Raw genomic sequence first — 15,050 nt, 5'->3', positions numbered from 1 at the left:
TTCTTATAACTCCCGGTGATTTGAAAACTGTCGGCGTCAAGCGACCATCGGTGTGAGCTTGAAACGCCTCGCGGATGGGAGTACCGTCTGCGCCTTAGAAGGGCACCTCTGGTGTACGTGTGGATCGGGCAATTGCTCGAAAACAGTGCAGCAGAGAGGCTAGAAAGCGAATCCAGTAGTCAGAGCCGGGCCAAAATCCGAGCCGCTACGCCAACCTAATTCTGGCGCCGTTTGCCCACATGCCAAAAACCAGTGCCACGCTGCTGATAATCGATGATGACGAAGTAGTGCGCGCGAGCCTCGCGGCCTATTTGGAAGACAGTGGTTTCAGCGTCTTGCAGGCCAGCAATGGCCAGCAGGGTCTTCAGGTATTCGAGCAAGACAAGCCCGACTTGGTCATCTGCGATCTGCGCATGCCACAGATGGGCGGGCTCGAACTCATCCGCCAGGTCACCGAACTGTCGCCGCAAACGCCGGTGATCGTGGTGTCGGGTGCCGGCGTCATGAACGACGCGGTCGAGGCCTTGCGCCTGGGTGCGGCGGACTACCTGATCAAGCCTCTCGAAGATCTGGCCGTGCTCGAGCACTCGGTGCGTCGGGCCCTGGATCGCGCGCGCCTGCTGATGGAAAACCAGCGCTACCGCGAGAAGCTGGAGAAGGCCAACCGCGAGCTCGCCACCAGCCTGAACCTGCTCCAGGAAGACCAGAACGCCGGTCGCCAGGTGCAGATGAACATGCTGCCGGTCAGTCCCTGGGCTATCGACGACTTCAAGTTTGCCCACCAGATCATTCCGTCGCTGTACCTGTCGGGTGATTTTGTCGACTATTTCCGGGTCGACGAGCGTCGGGTGGCGTTCTACCTGGCGGATGTTTCCGGTCATGGCGCCTCTTCAGCCTTCGTCACCGTGCTGTTGAAGTTCATGACCACGCGCCTGTTGTTCGAGTCCAAGCGCAACGGCACCTTGCCGGAATTCAAGCCGTCAGAAGTCCTTGGGCATATCAACCGGGGCCTGATCAGTTGTAAGCTGGGTAAACACGTCACAATGGTCGGTGGAGTCATCGACGAGGAGACAGGTTTGTTGACCTATAGCATCGGTGGTCATCTGCCGTTGCCAGTGTTGTACACACCCGACAGTGTTCGTTACCTGGAAGGGCGTGGTCTGCCGGTAGGCCTCTTCAATGAAGCCACCTATGAAGATCACGTGCTGGAATTGCCGCCGACGTTCAGCCTGACGCTGATGTCTGATGGCATTCTGGATCTTTTGCCAGAACCCACACTCAAAGAAAAAGAAGCTGCGTTGCCCGAACGGGTCAAGGCGGCGGGCGGCAGCCTGGATGGCCTGCGGCAGGTTTTTGGATTGGCCACGCTAGGGGAGATGCCGGATGATATCGCCCTGTTGGTGTTGAGCAGGAATCTTTGATGAGTACCGGTAGAATCCAGTTCGCCGAGCAGGACGGCACCTTTGTCCTGAAATTCGTCGGTGAAGTTCGCCTGACCCTGTGTTCGGCGTTGGATGCGACTATTGATCGGATCTTCACCGCGTTGAATTTCAACGCGATCGTGATCGACCTGACCGAAACCCGCAGCATCGACAGCACGACCCTGGGCCTGCTGGCCAAACTGTCGATCCTGTCGCGGCAGAAGGTCGGGCTGCTGCCCACCGTTGTCACCACCCACGAAGACATCACCCGTCTGTTGCAGTCGATGGGGTTCGAGCAGGTGTTCAACATCGTCGACCAGCCGGTGCCATGCCCGGAATGCCTGGACGACCTGCCTGATCAGGATCAGTCGGAAGAGGTGGTGCGGATCAAGGTGCTGGAAGCGCACAAGATCCTCATGGGCTTGAACGACTCCAATCGTGAAGCCTTTCATGACCTGGTGAATGCGCTGGAGCGGCATTGATTTCTCAGGCGCAGCGGCGACCCTGCTGACGCCTTCGCTGGCAAGCCAGCTCCTACAATGGGTTATGCGAGACTGAGCACAGACTGCATAAAAAAGGGCGAACCCAACAAGGTTCGCCCTTTTTGCATTTCACCGATCCGGATTACAGCTTGGCCTGCAACAGCGCCTCCAGCTTCTCCTGGTCCCGGGCGAACTGGCGGATGCCCTCGGCCAGTTTCTCGGTGGCCATGGCGTCCTCGTTGGACAGCCAGCGGAACTGCGCTTCATTGAGGTTCAGGCGCGCTTCACCGGCGCTGCCCGGGGCCAGTTTGCGTTCCAGCTTGCCGGTGTCCGCCGCCAGCTTGTCGATCAGGTCCGGGCTGATGGTCAGGCGGTCGCAACCCGCCAATTGCTCGATCTGGCCGAGGTTGCGGAAGCTTGCGCCCATGACCACGGTCTTGTAGTCATTGGCCTTGTAGTAGTTGTAGATGCGGGTCACCGACTGCACGCCCGGATCGTCCGCGCCGACGTAGTCGTTACCGTTGGCTTTCTTGTACCAGTCGTAGATGCGGCCCACGAACGGCGAAATCAGGAACACCCCGGCGTCGGCGCAGGCAGCTGCCTGGGCGAACGAGAACAGCAGGGTCAGGTTGGTCTGGATGCCTTCCTTTTCCAGGATCTCGGCAGCGCGAATGCCTTCCCAGGTGGAGGCGATCTTGATCAGCACCCGGTCGCGGCCGATGCCGGCCTTTTCGTACAGCTCGATCAGACGGTGCGCGCGCTTCAATACGGCGTCAGTGTCGAACGACAGGCGTGCATCCACTTCGGTGGAAATGCGGCCTGGAATCACCTTGAGGATTTCCTGTCCGACCGCGACGCCAAAGCGGTCGCTGGCCAGGCCCACATCGCCCTTGCAGTCGGCGACGCAAGCGTTGAGCAGTTCGGCATAAGCAGGAATGGCCGCTGCCTTGAGCAGCAGGGAAGGGTTGGTGGTGGCGTCCACGGGCTTGACGCGAGCGATTGCTTCGAAGTCGCCGGTGTCGGCAACCACGGTGGTCATCTGTTTGAGTTGTTCCAGCTTGGAAGTCATGGGCGTGCTCTGTCCTATGGGTCTGATGACATTACCCGAGCGCTGACAGCCACTCAAGGGCATGTAGGTGTATCGATGGCCCCAGTGGCAACAACCGCAAAACGGCTGTTTGAATGGAGGGGCGCGGTATCGCTAGATAGGATGCCGAAACGCCGCGCAGGTTCCGGGGAACTGACCATCGCTGTAATCTCATGGACGACAAATACACCTGTGGGAGCGGGCTTGCTCGCGAAGGCGTCGTGTCAGTCAACATAGCTATCGACTGACACGACGCCTTCGCGAGCAAGCCCGCTCCCACAGTTGATCGGTGTGTTGATCAGACGCGGAACTGGTCCATCAGGCTCTGCTGTTGATTGGCCAAGCGGTTTAGTGACTGGCTCACCCGCGCCGACTCATTGGCCTGCCCCGACAGCGACTCGGTGACGTCGCGGATGGTCGCCACGTTGTGGTTGATTTCCTCGGCCACGGCGCTTTGCTCTTCGGCGGCGCTGGCGATCTGCAGGTTCATGTCGCTGATCACGGTGACCGCGTCGCCGATCTGCTGCAGCGCCGTCACGGCCTGGCCCACCTGTTCGACGCTGTCCTGGGCCTGGCGGTGGCTGTTGCCCATCGAGCCGACCACGTCCTGGGTACCGCTTTGCAGTTGCTCGATGACCACGCGGGTTTCTTCCACCGACTCCTGGGTGCGGCGCGCCAGGTTGCGCACTTCATCGGCGACCACGGCGAAGCCGCGCCCGGCTTCACCGGCACGGGCAGCTTCGATGGCGGCATTGAGGGCCAGCAGGTTGGTCTGTTCGGCAATGGCGCGGATCACTTCCAGTACCGAGCCGATTTTCTCGCTGTTGGCCGCCAGGCCTTCAACCTGGACCATCGCTGCGCTCATGTCGGCGGCGAGGTTGTCGATGCTCGTGGTGGTGCGGTCGATCACGGTCAGGCCCTGGCGGGTGGCCTGGTCGGCATCGCGCGCCGCTTGTGCCGCCTGGGCGGCGCTGCGTGCGACGTCCTGGGCGGTGGCACTCATTTCGTGGGAGGCGGTCGCGACCTGGTCCACCTGGCGGTATTGTTGCTCCATGCCAGCGCTGGTCTGGGTGGCGATGGCGGACGACTGGTCCGCCGTGCCGCGGGCGTCCTGCACCGAGCGTTTGACCTCGGCGATGATCGGTTGCAGCTTGTCGAGGAAACGGTTGAACCAGCCCGCCAGTTGGCCCAGCTCATCCTGTTTGTCATAGGCCAGGCGGCGGGTCAGGTCACCTTCGCCGCTGGCGATGTCCTGGAGCATGTGCGCCACGCCGAGGATCGGTCGGGTCACGCTGCGCGCCATCAACCACAACAGCAGCAAGCCAAGCAGCGCGGCAAGGATGCCCAGGCCGAGTTCGGTCAGGGTGCCGGTGGTGTTGCTGTCATCCAGTTGTTTCTTCAGGGCCTCGGCCGGGCCGACCAGGACTTGTTCCGGCACGTCGAGTAACACGCCCCAGGCTTTGCCGCCGGGGATCGGCTGGAACGGCGCCAGCACTTTCAATTGCTGATGGCTGTGCAGGCTGGAAGTCTTGCTGCTGGCGGCGAGCATGCGCATCAGCTCGGCGCCGGTATCGGTGTCCACGGCTTCCAGGCGCTGGCTGAGTTTGCTGGCGTCCAGGCTGTAACCGGCGAGCAGGCCGGCCGGGCTGACGATACTGACGTTGGTCTGGCCGTCATACAGTTTTTTGCTCGCGCTCTGGCTGATCGCCTGCAGGCTGTTGAGATTGATGTCCACCGACAGCGAAGCGATGACCTTGCCGTTGACCATCAACGGGAAAACGATGCTGGTCATCAGCACGTTCTGGCCGTCGATCACATAGAAGTAGGGTTCGATCACGCAGGGCGTGAGGCGTGCGCGCGGGCAGGTGAACCAGGCGTTGGCCGGTTCGCCGCTGGGGCCGGTGCTGGTGTCGGCCATGTCACTTTCGGGCAGCGCCATGGAGGTCACCTTGCCCGGGGTCGGCTGCGACCAATAGAGGGCGAAACGGCCCTTGTCGTTGCTCCCAAGTTCGGCCTGGCCGCTGAACAGTTCGTCCTTGCCGTCCAGTGCATTGGGTTCGAACACCAGGGACAGGCCGAGCAGGTCGGGGTTGGCTTGCAGGGCCGATTTCACCTGGCGGGTCAGGTCTTCGCGCAGGTCGAAGGCATCGAGGAAGCGTTTTTCCGCCTGCTCGCGCAGAAACAACACCTGGCGCGAAAAACCGTGGCCATATTGATAGGCGTCCATGAACTGCTGGCGAATCATCAGCGCCTGGTTTTCAGCCTGCGACTCGATTCGCGCCTGGGCCGCTTCGGTCAGCATCTCCATGCTCGAGGTTTTCACCAGCGCGGAGCTGTGCTCCATGCGATACAGCGAAAGACCCACCAGCAGGGTCACGATGGCCGCCAGGCACAACCCGGCCAACAGGGTGATTTTCCATTGAATGGAAAGTTGTCTGAGCGACATGGAGGCGTCCTTATTCGATAAATATCTGCGACTTTGCTCTGTAACGGCCGTGATCGGGCTTTCTTTATGCCGCCCAAAAAATATCGAACCGGGGGTGTTGGCTTTGACAAGGCGGCAGCCGTCCGGCAAAGTGCGCGCCCTCTAATAAAACCCATTTCTTTATCCGTTGGCGGCTCCCGCAGACTGCCGGCCGGACTCTTTTCGCTTGCCCAGAGGTAACGACAATGAATGCAGTAATTGCCGCGGTCGGCATCATGCTGATACTCAGCCTGTCCCGCGTGCATGTGGTGATCGCGCTGATCGTAGGGGCGCTGGTGGGTGGCCTGACCGGTGGCCTGGGCATCGACGCGACCCTCAAGGCGTTCAACAGCGGCCTGGGCGGTGGGGCAACAGTGGCGTTGTCCTATGCGTTGCTTGGCGCGTTTGCGGTGGCGATTGCCAAGTCCGGCCTGGCCCATGCCTTGGCCGACAAGGCCCTGGCGATGGTCGATCGCCAGCATGCCAATGGCGGTGGCCAGGTCAAATGGTTGCTGATCGGCCTGTTGTGGGTCGTGGCCATCGCGTCCCAGAACATCCTGCCGATCCATATCGCGTTCATTCCGTTGCTGGTGCCGCCGCTTCTGTATGTGTTGACCAAGCTGCAGCTCGATCGCCGGCTGATCGCCTGCGTCATGACCTTCGGCCTGATCACCCCGTACATGTTCCTGCCGGTGGGCTTCGGCAACATCTTCCTGAATGAAATCCTGCTGGCCAACGTCGCCCGCAGCGGCGTCGATATCAGCGGCATCAACGTGACTCACGCCATGGGTATCCCGGCACTGGGCATGGCAGTCGGCCTGTTGATCGCCTTTGTCAGTTACCGCAAGAAGCGCGTCTACGACCTGGCGAAGATTGAACAGGTCGAGCAGGTCGCGGTGCAGTACAACCCGCTGAGCCTGCTGGTTGCCGGCGTGGCCATTGCCGCGGCGTTCATCATTCAGCTGTTGCTGGATTCGATGATCATCGGCGCGTTGGTGGGTTTCCTGATTTTTTCGGTGTCGGGCATCGTCAAGTGGCGGGACACCGATGACCTGTTCACCGAAGGCATGAAGATGATGGCAATGATCGGTTTCATCATGATCGCCGCGTCCGGCTTTGGCGAAGTGATCAAGGCCACCGGCCAAGTGCAGACGCTGGTCGAAGCCTCGGCCGCGTGGATCGGCCACAGCAAAGCCGTCGGCGCCTTGCTGATGTTGCTGGTCGGGCTGTTGGTGACCATGGGCATCGGTTCGTCGTTTTCCACCGTGCCGATCCTGGCGGTGATTTTCGTACCCCTGTGCGTGCAGCTGGGTTTCAGTCCGATCGCCATCGTCAGCATCGTCGGTACCGCGGGTGCATTGGGCGACGCCGGTTCGCCGGCTTCGGATTCAACCCTGGGGCCGACCTCTGGCCTGAACATCGACGGTCAGCATCACCACATCTGGGACACCGTGGTCCCGACCTTCCTGCACTACAACCTGCCGTTGCTGGTGTTTGGCTGGATAGCGGCGATGGTGCTCTGACGTCACAGACCTTAGCGATGGCGGCGTAACGGCCACCGTCGCATCGCCAGCAAGCCGGCTCCTACAGGTCCCAATAGGGGACTTCGCCAAAACATTCGACAAAAAAGTCGATCACCGTCCTGACTTTCACCGACAGGCGCCGACTGCCCGGCCAGAGCACGGCGATCTGTTGCGGCTCGAGGCTGTTGGACACCTGATAGTCACCCAGCACCGGGACCAGCGTGCCGTTGCGCACCGCTTCGCCGATCAACCACGACGGAAACATCACCAGTCCCAGGCCTTGTTCGGCGGCCTGGGTCAGGCTGTCGGCGTGGTTGCCGGTGATCGGCCCTTTCACCGACCAGGGTGTCCATGGCAGCTGGCCTTTGCGGAAAAACCAGCGCTGCAGGCCCGCCACCCCTTTGTAGGCCAGGCACTGATGCGCGGCGAGATCGTCGGGATGTTGTGGTGTGCCGTGGCGTTGCAGGTACGCCGGGCTCGCCGCGACCTGAAAGCGCTGGGGCGCGAGGATCCGCCCCTGCATGCTGGAGTCATGCATTGGGCCAATGCGAAACAGCAGGTCGGCGCCTTCCTGCAAGGGAGAGACGTAGCTGTCGGTCTGTTGGATGTCCAGCTGCAGTTTTGGATAGCGCGCGCACAACTGTCCCAGCCATGGGGACAGGTGCCGCTGGCCGAACACCACTGGCGCGTTGATCCGCACCAGTCCGCTGGGCTCGCTTTGCTGTTCCTGCAGCGCCTGTTCGGCTTCCTCCAGTTGCACCAGCACCAATCGCGCGTGTTCACCCAGCAGTCGTCCGGCCTCGGTGGGCGTGACGGCGCGCGTGTGGCGGTATAGCAACTGTTGGCCCAGGGCCTGCTCCATCAACTGGATCTGGCGGGAAATCGAAGAGGGCGCCAGGCCCTCGCGGCGGGCGACTTCGGAAAAGCTGCCGTGATCGAGCACCGCGACAAACAGCCGGAGTGCCTTGAATCCCAGTTCGTTGAGGCCTTGCATGTTGAATCCTGCTGTGCGATTTACGCAAAAGTGTTGTCTGGATGCTCCCATTTATCGCACAGACATGCCAATCGATAATGCGCGCCATGTTTTCTCGAATGGAGTTTTATCGTGCGCGTTTCCTCACTCGACAATGACGTTGCTGCAGCGGCACCGGGCAGCCGGCCGGGGCTGCGGTTGTTACTGCTGCCCCTGGTAGTCCTGGCAGGCATGGGACTGTCCGTGGAGGCCGGTTTGTTGGGGCCGTTGGGCGTTCAGGTCGGTCACCTGTGGGCGACCTTGAGCATTTTTGGCGTCGGCTCGGCGATTCTGTTTTTCCTGTTGCTGCTCAGCGGCCCGCAACAGGGCCCGGCCCTGGGCGAATTACCGCGCTGGCAGTTGATCGGTGGTTTTCTTGGGCCTGTCTACGTGGTGGTGCTGACGCTGGCAACTCCGCACATCGGTATTGCGATGACCATGATTGCCATTCTGTCCGGGCAGGTCGGAAAAAGTGTGCTGATCGACCATTTCGGCTGGTTTGGCACCACCCGCAAGAAGGTCAACGCTGAGCGCTGGCTGGCTTTGCTGCTGATTGTCGCGGCACTTGTCCTGATAGCACGGGGTTGATGATGAGTCTGATTATTTTGTTGGCGGTGGTCGTGGCGGCCGGGGCGATCCTGAGTGTGCAGGCGGCGATCAACGGGCGCCTGGGAGAAACGGTCGGTGTGTTGCGCAGCAGTTTGCTGACCTTCGTGGTGGGCACGGTGCTGACGGGGTTGCTGATCGTGTTTTTTGAACCGGCCCATGCGGTGAGCTTGGTGGACGTGCCGAAGTGGCAACTCAGCGGGGCGCTGTTTGGCGTGGTCTACATGATGGTCATGGTCGGTGCGGTACCACGAGTGGGCACGGCGGTGGCGACCGTGGCGGTCATCGTCGGGCAACTGGGGATGGGCATGCTGATCGATAACTTTGGCTGGCTGGGCAATCCGCCAATCGAGTTGTCGGGCAGCCGGGTGTTGGCGATGGTGCTGCTGGGATTGGCCCTGGTGTTCATGTATCGCAGCAGCAGTCGGGTCACGGGTTGAACGGTCAAATGGACGCGTCCTCAACTCCTACACTGGTACAACGGGCTGCTCATCCAGCCCGCCGACGACCACTGCCAAAGGAGTCAGCGCCATGACCGATGACAAAAGCACCTGTGACTGTCCGAAATGCAACTGCAAGCTCGGTGAACATCCGATCGTGCGTCACGGCAAGCATTACTGCTGTGAAGCCTGTGCCAAGCACCACGAGCACGGCGAAGAGTGCGCCCATCAAGGCTGCAAGTGCGCCCACTGACACTTGCAGCACCGGAGCGTGGAGCCTAGTCAGGCTCCACTTCCAGTTTAAGGCTGTCGTCGTCCAGCCGTTCGCAATGGCGCACGGTGCCGGCCAGGCGTCGCCCTTCGACCCTCACCACCACTGTCTTGGCCTGCTCCAGGTCTTCCGGCAATGGCGCTGGAATGCGTATCGCGAAGCGCATCGGATCGTCTTCGACCTGTTCCAGGCCGACCCGGCATTCGGTGCTTTTGGTGATGCGCCCGAACAACGTATCCAGACCGTAGTCCAGATGTGCAGGGCTGCTGACGAGTGTCATTTGCTGCTCCCCCAATCCTGATCGATGCCGGGCTAACCGGCCGGCCGCCACTTGACGTTTTCCACGCCGAATTTTTCCGCCATCGGTTTGCTGGTCTTCTGCACTTTTTCGCGGCCGAAGCGAGGGATACGTCCGACCCCCGCGTCGCAGCTTGCCCAATGCCATGCCTCCGCGTTGTCCATTTTGTCCAGACGGATGATGAACGACTTGGGGACGCCATGAAGAGTGTATTCAATGACGAACAGTTTTGCGTTGTTCATAGAGCCTTTGTTCCTCCCTGTTGTAATAGAGGGATCGTTGGGCGTTGGGAAAATTCATTCGGATTGGCGGACGGTGAATGCCATGACGCGGTCGCGAGCAGGCTCACTCCCACAGGGTAGGTGGCGGCTCTGCTAGAATCGGCCCCATTGACCCAATGAGGTGCCCCATGAGCGAGCCGATCCGCCTGACCCAATACAGCCATGGCGCTGGTTGCGGTTGCAAGATTTCCCCCCAGGTGCTGGAAGTGATTCTGGCCGGCAGCGGTGCGCAGAATCTTGATCCGAGATTGTGGGTGGGCAATGCCTCGCGCGACGATGCGGCGGTGTATGCCATCGATGCCGAGCGTGGCGTGGTGTCGACCACCGACTTTTTCATGCCGATCGTCGACGACCCTTTCGATTTCGGCCGTATTGCCGCCACCAATGCAATCAGCGACATCTACGCCATGGGCGGCGATCCCTTGATGGCGATCGCCATCCTCGGCTGGCCGGTCAACGTGCTGGCGCCTGAGATCGCCCGTGAAGTGATTCGTGGTGGGCGCGCGGTGTGTGACGAGGCGGGGATACCCCTGGCCGGCGGGCACTCGATCGACGCGCCGGAGCCAATCTTCGGCCTGGCCGTCACCGGGCTTGTAGAAAAGCGCCACATGAAGCGCAACGATACGGCCACGGCCGGCTGCCTGTTGTACCTGACCAAGCCTTTGGGTATCGGCGTCCTCACCACGGCCGAGAAGAAAGGCAAATTGCGCAACGCCGATGTAGGACTGGCCCGGGACTGGATGTGCACCCTGAACAAACCCGGCAGCCGATTCGGCAAGCTTGCGGGCGTGACGGCGATGACCGATGTCACCGGTTTCGGCCTGCTCGGGCACCTGGTGGAAATGGCCGATGGCAGCGGCCTCACCGCGCGCATCGAGTATGACCGGGTACCGCGCCTGCCGGGCGTCGAGTATTACCTGGACCAGGGCTGCGTGCCGGGCGGCACTCTGCGCAATTACGACAGCTACGCCAGCAAGATCGGGCGTCTGCAGGAGCTGCACAAACGTGTGTTGTGCGACCCGCAAACCAGCGGTGGCCTGCTGATCGCCGTTACGCCCGAGGGTAACGCCGGGTTTCTCGCGGTCGCTGCAGAACTTGGGTTGGAGCTGGCGCCGATCGGCGAACTGGTGGAGCGACAGAGCTACGCGGTCGAGGTGTCCTGATGTCTGTCGACTGCACCGATTACCGCGACATTTTTCTCAACGATCGGCCTATGATGGATGCGCGTGCGCCGGTCGAGTTTCTCAAGGGCTCGTTCCCCGGCGTGGTCAACCTGCCGCTGATGAACGATCTGGAACGGCAACGCATTGGCACCTGTTACAAGCAACACGGCCAGCAGGCGGCGATCGAACTGGGCCATCAATTGGTGTCCGGCGCCATCAAGGCCGAGCGCATTCAGGCCTGGGCGGATTTTGCCCGGGCTCATCCTGAGGGTCTTTTGTATTGCTTTCGTGGCGGCCTGCGCTCGCAAATCGTCCAGCAATGGCTCAAGGACGAGGCAGGCATCGACTATCCGCGGGTGGGCGGCGGCTACAAGGCCATGCGTACCTTCCTGCTGGAAACGATGGACCAGGCCGTCGCCCAGTGCGATTTCGTTTTATTGGGTGGCATGACCGGCACCGGTAAAACCGACGTGCTCACACAGCTGGACAACGGGCTGGACCTTGAGGGGCATGCCAACCATCGGGGTTCCAGTTTCGGCAAGCGCGTCACCGGCCAGCCATCCAACATCGACTTTGAAAACGGCCTGGCCGTGGACGTGTTGAAAAAACGCGCCGGCGGTATCGAACAGTTCGTGCTGGAAGACGAGAGCCGCGCGGTCGGTAGTTGCGCGCTGCCACTGCCCCTGTACCAGGGCATGCAGCAGTTTCCGATGGTCTGGCTCGAAGACAGCCTGCACGGGCGGGTCGAGCGGATTCTGCGCGACTACGTGGTGGATTTGTGTGCCGAGTTCATCGGTGCCCATGGCGATGAAGGCTTTGCGCTGTTTTCCGAGCGTTTGCTGGCGAGCCTGAACAATGTGCGCAAGCGCCTGGGCGGTGAGAGGCACCAGCGGATGCTGATCCTGATGGAAGACGCGCTGGCCGAGCAGGCGCGCAGTGGCGCGGTGGATCTGCACCGGGCCTGGATCGAAGGGCTGCTGGTTGAGTATTACGACCCGATGTACGCCTTTCAGCGGGAGAAGAAGGGCGCGCGGATCGAGTTTGCGGGGGAGTGTGGGGCGGTGTTGGAGTACCTGCGCGAGCGGGGCGGTCGGCGCCGGTGAGGGTGGTTTAGCCGGCCCCTTCGCGAGCAAGCCCGCTCCCACAGTAGAGCTTCAGTGCACACAAATTTTGTGTACGACGAGATTCACTGGGGGAGCGGGCTTGCTCGCGAAGGGGACCGGTGAGGCACAACAAGACTCAAGGCTCCACTCAAGTCGGGCAAGTCTGCTGCCCGTTGTCCAGCCCCTGTTTGTAGCTGTGGCTCTGCAGGCTGGCCTTGCCGTTGTGCCAGGTCAGGGTCAGCACATACAGCGAGTCGTAGTCACTGGATTCCCAATCTTCGCTGATCTTCTGTTTCGAGCCAACGGCTTCACCGGCGACCTTGTTGATCAGTTCCGGTAGATAGCCGTGGGACCAGGCGGTGTAGATGACCGAGTTGTGGTACTTGTCGTGGAGCAGTTCTTCGGCCAGGTCGCTGGTGTCGTTGGCCGAGAAGTTGATGTTCACCGGCAAACCGAGCTTGATCGCGCTGGGGCTGATGGTCATCAAGGGGCGGATGTAGCTGTAGGAGTTGTCCAGTTCGCCTTCCTCGACATTGCGCGTCGGGTTGGCGGCAAACACGTAGTCGGCCTTGCCGAATTTTTCCGGCAGCAGGGTGGCCAGGTCGATGGCGCGGTTCAAGCCCTGGCAATTGAGCTGGCCCAGGCCGCCCTCAGGTTTTTCCGCATGGCGCAGGAACACCAGGGTCTGGGTGCCATCCACCGGCTGGGCGCGGCTTTCGCGGGCCTCCAGCGACAAAAACACCGCGCTGGCCGCCAGCAGGGCGGGCAGGAACAGATACGCACGATGTTTGAAGTGTTGGGCGAATTTCAGCGGATTGATCATGGAATAAAGAGTTCTTCAGCGCATTGGGTTAAGGCTGACAAACCTTTGCACCGCGACTTTCCTGCGTCGGGTGTTTTCCATGTCGTTGGAGCCGGTCCGTTTCAAAGGGATGTCACTCAGAGTCCTCTGAAGCCCATTTGGTTCGATTCCGGCCGGGAGCGCAGCACTTTACCGGTAACCTTGCACGGGTTGGAGCAGAGGTTATCGACAGGATGTTGCGGATTTATGGACACCCTACACTAGCCGGCGCTTAAACGCGCTGTGATCCCGCTTGATCTCGACCATCAGCGATATTCATGGCACCAGGCGCCGCAGCCCGGGTTTTCTCCATTATGATCGGCATTCTCACTTTTCCGTGGATGCCTACATGACCGATTTGTCTGCGTTCCCCATCACCCGAAAATGGCCGGCCCAGTACCCGGAGTGGATTCAGCTGTACTCCTTGCCCACCCCCAATGGCGTCAAGGTGTCGATCATGCTGGAGGAGATCGGCCTGCCCTATGAGCCCCATCGCGTCGGCTTTGACACCAACGATCAGATGTCCCCCGAGTTCCTGTCGCTGAACCCCAACAACAAGATCCCGGCCATCCTCGATCCCCATGGACCGCACGGCCAACCGTTGCCGCTGTTCGAGTCCGGGGCGATCCTGATCTACCTCGCCGACAAGAGCGGGCAGTTGCTGGCCCAGGACTCGGCAGCGCGCTACGAGACCATTCAGTGGCTGATGTTTCAGATGGGCGGCATCGGCCCGATGTTCGGCCAACTCGGTTTCTTCAACAGGTTTGCCGGCAAGGACTATGAAGACAAGCGTCCGCGTGACCGCTACGTGGAAGAAAGCCGACGCCTGCTCAGTGTCCTCGACCAGCGTCTCGAAGGACGCGACTGGATCATGGGCGAGCGCTATACCATCGCCGATATCGCGACCTTCCCGTGGGTGCGCAACCTGATCGGCTTCTATGAAGCGGGCGATCTGGTGGGTATACAGAACTTCCCCAACGTCACGCGGGTGCTGGAGAAATTCCTCGCGCGGCCTGCGGTGAAACGTGGGCTGGAAATTCCGAAACCAATTGCGAATTAAACCCTTACCTGCAGGAATACCCATGTCCAATCAGTTCCCCGAAACACGCCCCCGCCGTCTGCGCCGCAATGCGAGCCTGCGCAGTCTGTTCCAGGAAACCGAATTCAGCCTGAATGACCTGGTGCTGCCGATTTTCGTCGAGGAAGGCATCGACGACTTCGTACCGATCAAGAGCATGCCCGGGGTGATGCGCATTCCGGAATCGAAGCTGGCGGGGGAGATCGAGCGTTATGCCCGGGCCGGGATCAAGTCGGTGATGACCTTCGGCGTGTCCCACCACCTGGACAGCGATGGCAGCGACACCTGGAACGACAACGGCCTGGTGTCGCGCATGTCACGCATCGCCAAGGACGCGGTGCCGGACATGATCGTCATGTCCGACACCTGTTTCTGCGAGTACACCGACCACGGCCATTGCGGCGTAATGCATAACCACGAGGTGGACAACGACCAGACCCTGCTCAACCTCGGCAAACAGGCGGTGGCCGCCGCCCGTGCCGGCGCTGACGTGATTGCCCCATCGGCCGCCATGGACGGGCAGGTCCAGGCCATTCGCCGGGCGCTCGATGCCGCCGGGTTCACCCAGACGCCGATCATGGCCTATTCGACCAAGTTCGCGTCGGCACTTTATGGTCCGTTCCGCGAAGCCGGTGGCAGTGCGCTCAAGGGCGACCGCAAAAGCTATCAGATGAACCCGATGAATCGTCGTGAGGCGGTGCGTGAGTCGCTGATGGACGAACAGGAAGGCGCCGACGCGCTGATGGTCAAGCCGGCCGGTGCGTACCTGGACATCATCCGCGACATTCGCGAAGCCTCGCGCCTGCCCTTGTCGGCGTATCAGGTGAGCGGCGAGTACGCGATGATCAAGTTTGCCGCCCAGGCCGGGGCCATCGATGAGGATCGCGTGGTGCGCGAAAGCCTCGGTGCAATCAAGCGCGCAGGGGCCGACCTGATTTTCACCTACTTTGCGATGGACCTGGCATTGGCCGGGATCTGAC

General features: G+C 61.1%; 15 protein-coding genes and 2 pseudogenes. 10 read left to right on the top strand and 7 right to left on the bottom strand.

Annotation, left to right across the window (positions count from 1 at the left end):
- Positions 1–239 precede the first annotated feature (239 nt).
- Together rssB and rssC are read left to right on the top strand one after the other, a co-directional pair.
- A complete protein-coding gene (rssB, locus tag BKX96_RS11305) occupies positions 240–1,421 on the top strand; it encodes a two-component system response regulator RssB (RefSeq protein ID WP_077183913.1) in 1,182 nt (393 codons plus the stop codon).
- The gene (gene rssC / locus BKX96_RS11300) at positions 1,421–1,903 is read left to right on the top strand and encodes an anti-sigma factor antagonist RssC (RefSeq protein WP_020798473.1); all 483 of its coding nucleotides are present in this window, start codon (positions 1,421–1,423) and stop codon (positions 1,901–1,903) included. The genes rssB and rssC overlap by 1 nt, the downstream gene beginning before the upstream one ends.
- A 142-nt stretch (positions 1,904–2,045) precedes the next feature.
- On the opposite strand, the gene tal is transcribed toward rssC, so the two are convergent.
- From tal to BKX96_RS33520, 3 genes and pseudogenes are all read right to left on the bottom strand, one after another.
- Positions 2,046–2,972 carry a transaldolase gene (tal, locus tag BKX96_RS11295; RefSeq protein WP_046819542.1) on the bottom strand — a complete coding sequence of 309 codons (927 nt, stop codon included), beginning with the start codon at positions 2,970–2,972 and terminating at the stop codon, positions 2,046–2,048.
- A 316-nt stretch (positions 2,973–3,288) separates the two neighbouring features.
- A pseudogene (locus tag BKX96_RS33525) lies at positions 3,289–3,801 on the bottom strand (methyl-accepting chemotaxis protein); the annotation flags it as partial.
- A gap of 345 nt (positions 3,802–4,146) precedes the next feature.
- Positions 4,147–5,217 (bottom strand): annotated as a pseudogene (locus BKX96_RS33520) (methyl-accepting chemotaxis protein); the annotation flags it as partial.
- A gap of 443 nt (positions 5,218–5,660) precedes the next feature.
- Here BKX96_RS33520 and BKX96_RS11285 point away from each other — a divergent pair.
- The gene (locus BKX96_RS11285; RefSeq protein ID WP_046819544.1) at positions 5,661–6,977 is read left to right on the top strand and encodes a Na+/H+ antiporter family protein; all 1,317 of its coding nucleotides are present in this window, start codon (positions 5,661–5,663) and stop codon (positions 6,975–6,977) included.
- 61 nt (positions 6,978–7,038) lie between these two features.
- On the opposite strand, the gene BKX96_RS11280 is transcribed toward BKX96_RS11285, so the two are convergent.
- Positions 7,039–7,971 carry a LysR family transcriptional regulator gene (locus BKX96_RS11280; RefSeq protein WP_046819545.1) on the bottom strand — a complete coding sequence of 311 codons (933 nt, stop codon included), beginning with the start codon at positions 7,969–7,971 and terminating at the stop codon, positions 7,039–7,041.
- 111 nt (positions 7,972–8,082) lie between these two features.
- On the opposite strand from BKX96_RS11280, the gene BKX96_RS11275 reads away from it, so the two are divergent.
- The 3 genes from BKX96_RS11275 (at position 8,083) to BKX96_RS11265 (ending at position 9,288) form a co-directional block, all read left to right on the top strand.
- Positions 8,083–8,577, top strand: a complete 495-nt coding sequence (locus BKX96_RS11275) for a DMT family transporter (RefSeq protein WP_077183910.1) — start codon at positions 8,083–8,085, stop codon at positions 8,575–8,577.
- Positions 8,577–9,035 (top strand): DMT family transporter, encoded by a 459-nt coding sequence (locus BKX96_RS11270; protein WP_178134279.1) that lies wholly within the window; start codon positions 8,577–8,579, stop codon positions 9,033–9,035. Before BKX96_RS11275 ends, BKX96_RS11270 begins: the two co-directional genes overlap by 1 nt.
- A gap of 91 nt (positions 9,036–9,126) precedes the next feature.
- Positions 9,127–9,288: a metallothionein gene (locus tag BKX96_RS11265; protein ID WP_046819548.1), complete on the top strand. Its 162-nt coding sequence runs from the start codon at positions 9,127–9,129 to the stop codon at positions 9,286–9,288.
- 25 nt (positions 9,289–9,313) lie between these two features.
- Here the strand turns inward: BKX96_RS11265 and BKX96_RS11260 are convergent, their stop codons facing one another.
- Together BKX96_RS11260 and BKX96_RS11255 are read right to left on the bottom strand one after the other, a co-directional pair.
- Positions 9,314–9,586, bottom strand: a complete 273-nt coding sequence (locus BKX96_RS11260; protein ID WP_046819549.1) for a hypothetical protein — start codon at positions 9,584–9,586, stop codon at positions 9,314–9,316.
- A 32-nt stretch (positions 9,587–9,618) separates the two neighbouring features.
- Complete coding sequence (locus tag BKX96_RS11255) at positions 9,619–9,846, bottom strand: DUF6555 family protein (RefSeq protein WP_020799440.1); 228 nt, start codon at positions 9,844–9,846, stop codon at positions 9,619–9,621.
- Between the two features lie 167 nt (positions 9,847–10,013).
- Between BKX96_RS11255 and selD the strand changes: the two genes are divergently transcribed.
- Entirely contained in the window at positions 10,014–11,048 is a 1,035-nt protein-coding gene (gene selD, locus BKX96_RS11250; protein ID WP_046819550.1) for a selenide, water dikinase SelD, read from the top strand.
- Complete coding sequence (gene mnmH, locus BKX96_RS11245) at positions 11,048–12,151, top strand: tRNA 2-selenouridine(34) synthase MnmH (RefSeq protein WP_046819551.1); 1,104 nt, start codon at positions 11,048–11,050, stop codon at positions 12,149–12,151. Before selD ends, mnmH begins: the two co-directional genes overlap by 1 nt.
- Positions 12,152–12,299: 148 nt before the next feature.
- Here the strand turns inward: mnmH and BKX96_RS11240 are convergent, their stop codons facing one another.
- The gene (locus BKX96_RS11240) at positions 12,300–12,974 is read right to left on the bottom strand and encodes a hypothetical protein (RefSeq protein WP_046819552.1); all 675 of its coding nucleotides are present in this window, start codon (positions 12,972–12,974) and stop codon (positions 12,300–12,302) included.
- 367 nt (positions 12,975–13,341) lie between these two features.
- Between BKX96_RS11240 and BKX96_RS11235 the strand changes: the two genes are divergently transcribed.
- Both BKX96_RS11235 and hemB read left to right on the top strand, forming a co-directional pair.
- Positions 13,342–14,052 carry a glutathione S-transferase family protein gene (locus BKX96_RS11235; protein ID WP_046819553.1) on the top strand — a complete coding sequence of 237 codons (711 nt, stop codon included), beginning with the start codon at positions 13,342–13,344 and terminating at the stop codon, positions 14,050–14,052.
- A gap of 22 nt (positions 14,053–14,074) precedes the next feature.
- Positions 14,075–15,049 carry a porphobilinogen synthase gene (gene hemB / locus BKX96_RS11230; RefSeq protein ID WP_077183909.1) on the top strand — a complete coding sequence of 325 codons (975 nt, stop codon included), beginning with the start codon at positions 14,075–14,077 and terminating at the stop codon, positions 15,047–15,049.
- Position 15,050: the final 1 nt, after the last annotated feature.

The sequence above is a fragment of the Pseudomonas putida genome (assembly GCF_001976065.1).
GTDB lineage: Bacteria > Pseudomonadota > Gammaproteobacteria > Pseudomonadales > Pseudomonadaceae > Aquipseudomonas > Aquipseudomonas serbica.
Note: the sequence above shows the minus strand (reverse complement) of the source record. Positions and strands in the feature narration are given on the sequence as shown.

Coding starts and splice junctions, on each gene's coding strand:
- BKX96_RS11255 (WP_020799440.1), bottom strand. CDS start 9,846: ATGAACAACGCAAAACTGTTCGTCATTGAATACACTCTTCATGGCGTC.
- BKX96_RS11285 (WP_046819544.1), top strand. CDS start 5,661: ATGAATGCAGTAATTGCCGCGGTCGGCATCATGCTGATACTCAGCCTG.
- mnmH (WP_046819551.1), top strand. CDS start 11,048: ATGTCTGTCGACTGCACCGATTACCGCGACATTTTTCTCAACGATCGG.
- BKX96_RS11270 (WP_178134279.1), top strand. CDS start 8,577: ATGATGAGTCTGATTATTTTGTTGGCGGTGGTCGTGGCGGCCGGGGCG.
- selD (WP_046819550.1), top strand. CDS start 10,014: ATGAGCGAGCCGATCCGCCTGACCCAATACAGCCATGGCGCTGGTTGC.
- rssB (WP_077183913.1), top strand. CDS start 240: ATGCCAAAAACCAGTGCCACGCTGCTGATAATCGATGATGACGAAGTA.
- BKX96_RS11265 (WP_046819548.1), top strand. CDS start 9,127: ATGACCGATGACAAAAGCACCTGTGACTGTCCGAAATGCAACTGCAAG.
- BKX96_RS11240 (WP_046819552.1), bottom strand. CDS start 12,974: ATGATCAATCCGCTGAAATTCGCCCAACACTTCAAACATCGTGCGTAT.
- BKX96_RS11260 (WP_046819549.1), bottom strand. CDS start 9,586: ATGACACTCGTCAGCAGCCCTGCACATCTGGACTACGGTCTGGATACG.
- BKX96_RS11235 (WP_046819553.1), top strand. CDS start 13,342: ATGACCGATTTGTCTGCGTTCCCCATCACCCGAAAATGGCCGGCCCAG.
- BKX96_RS11280 (WP_046819545.1), bottom strand. CDS start 7,971: ATGCAAGGCCTCAACGAACTGGGATTCAAGGCACTCCGGCTGTTTGTC.
- hemB (WP_077183909.1), top strand. CDS start 14,075: ATGTCCAATCAGTTCCCCGAAACACGCCCCCGCCGTCTGCGCCGCAAT.
- rssC (WP_020798473.1), top strand. CDS start 1,421: ATGAGTACCGGTAGAATCCAGTTCGCCGAGCAGGACGGCACCTTTGTC.
- tal (WP_046819542.1), bottom strand. CDS start 2,972: ATGACTTCCAAGCTGGAACAACTCAAACAGATGACCACCGTGGTTGCC.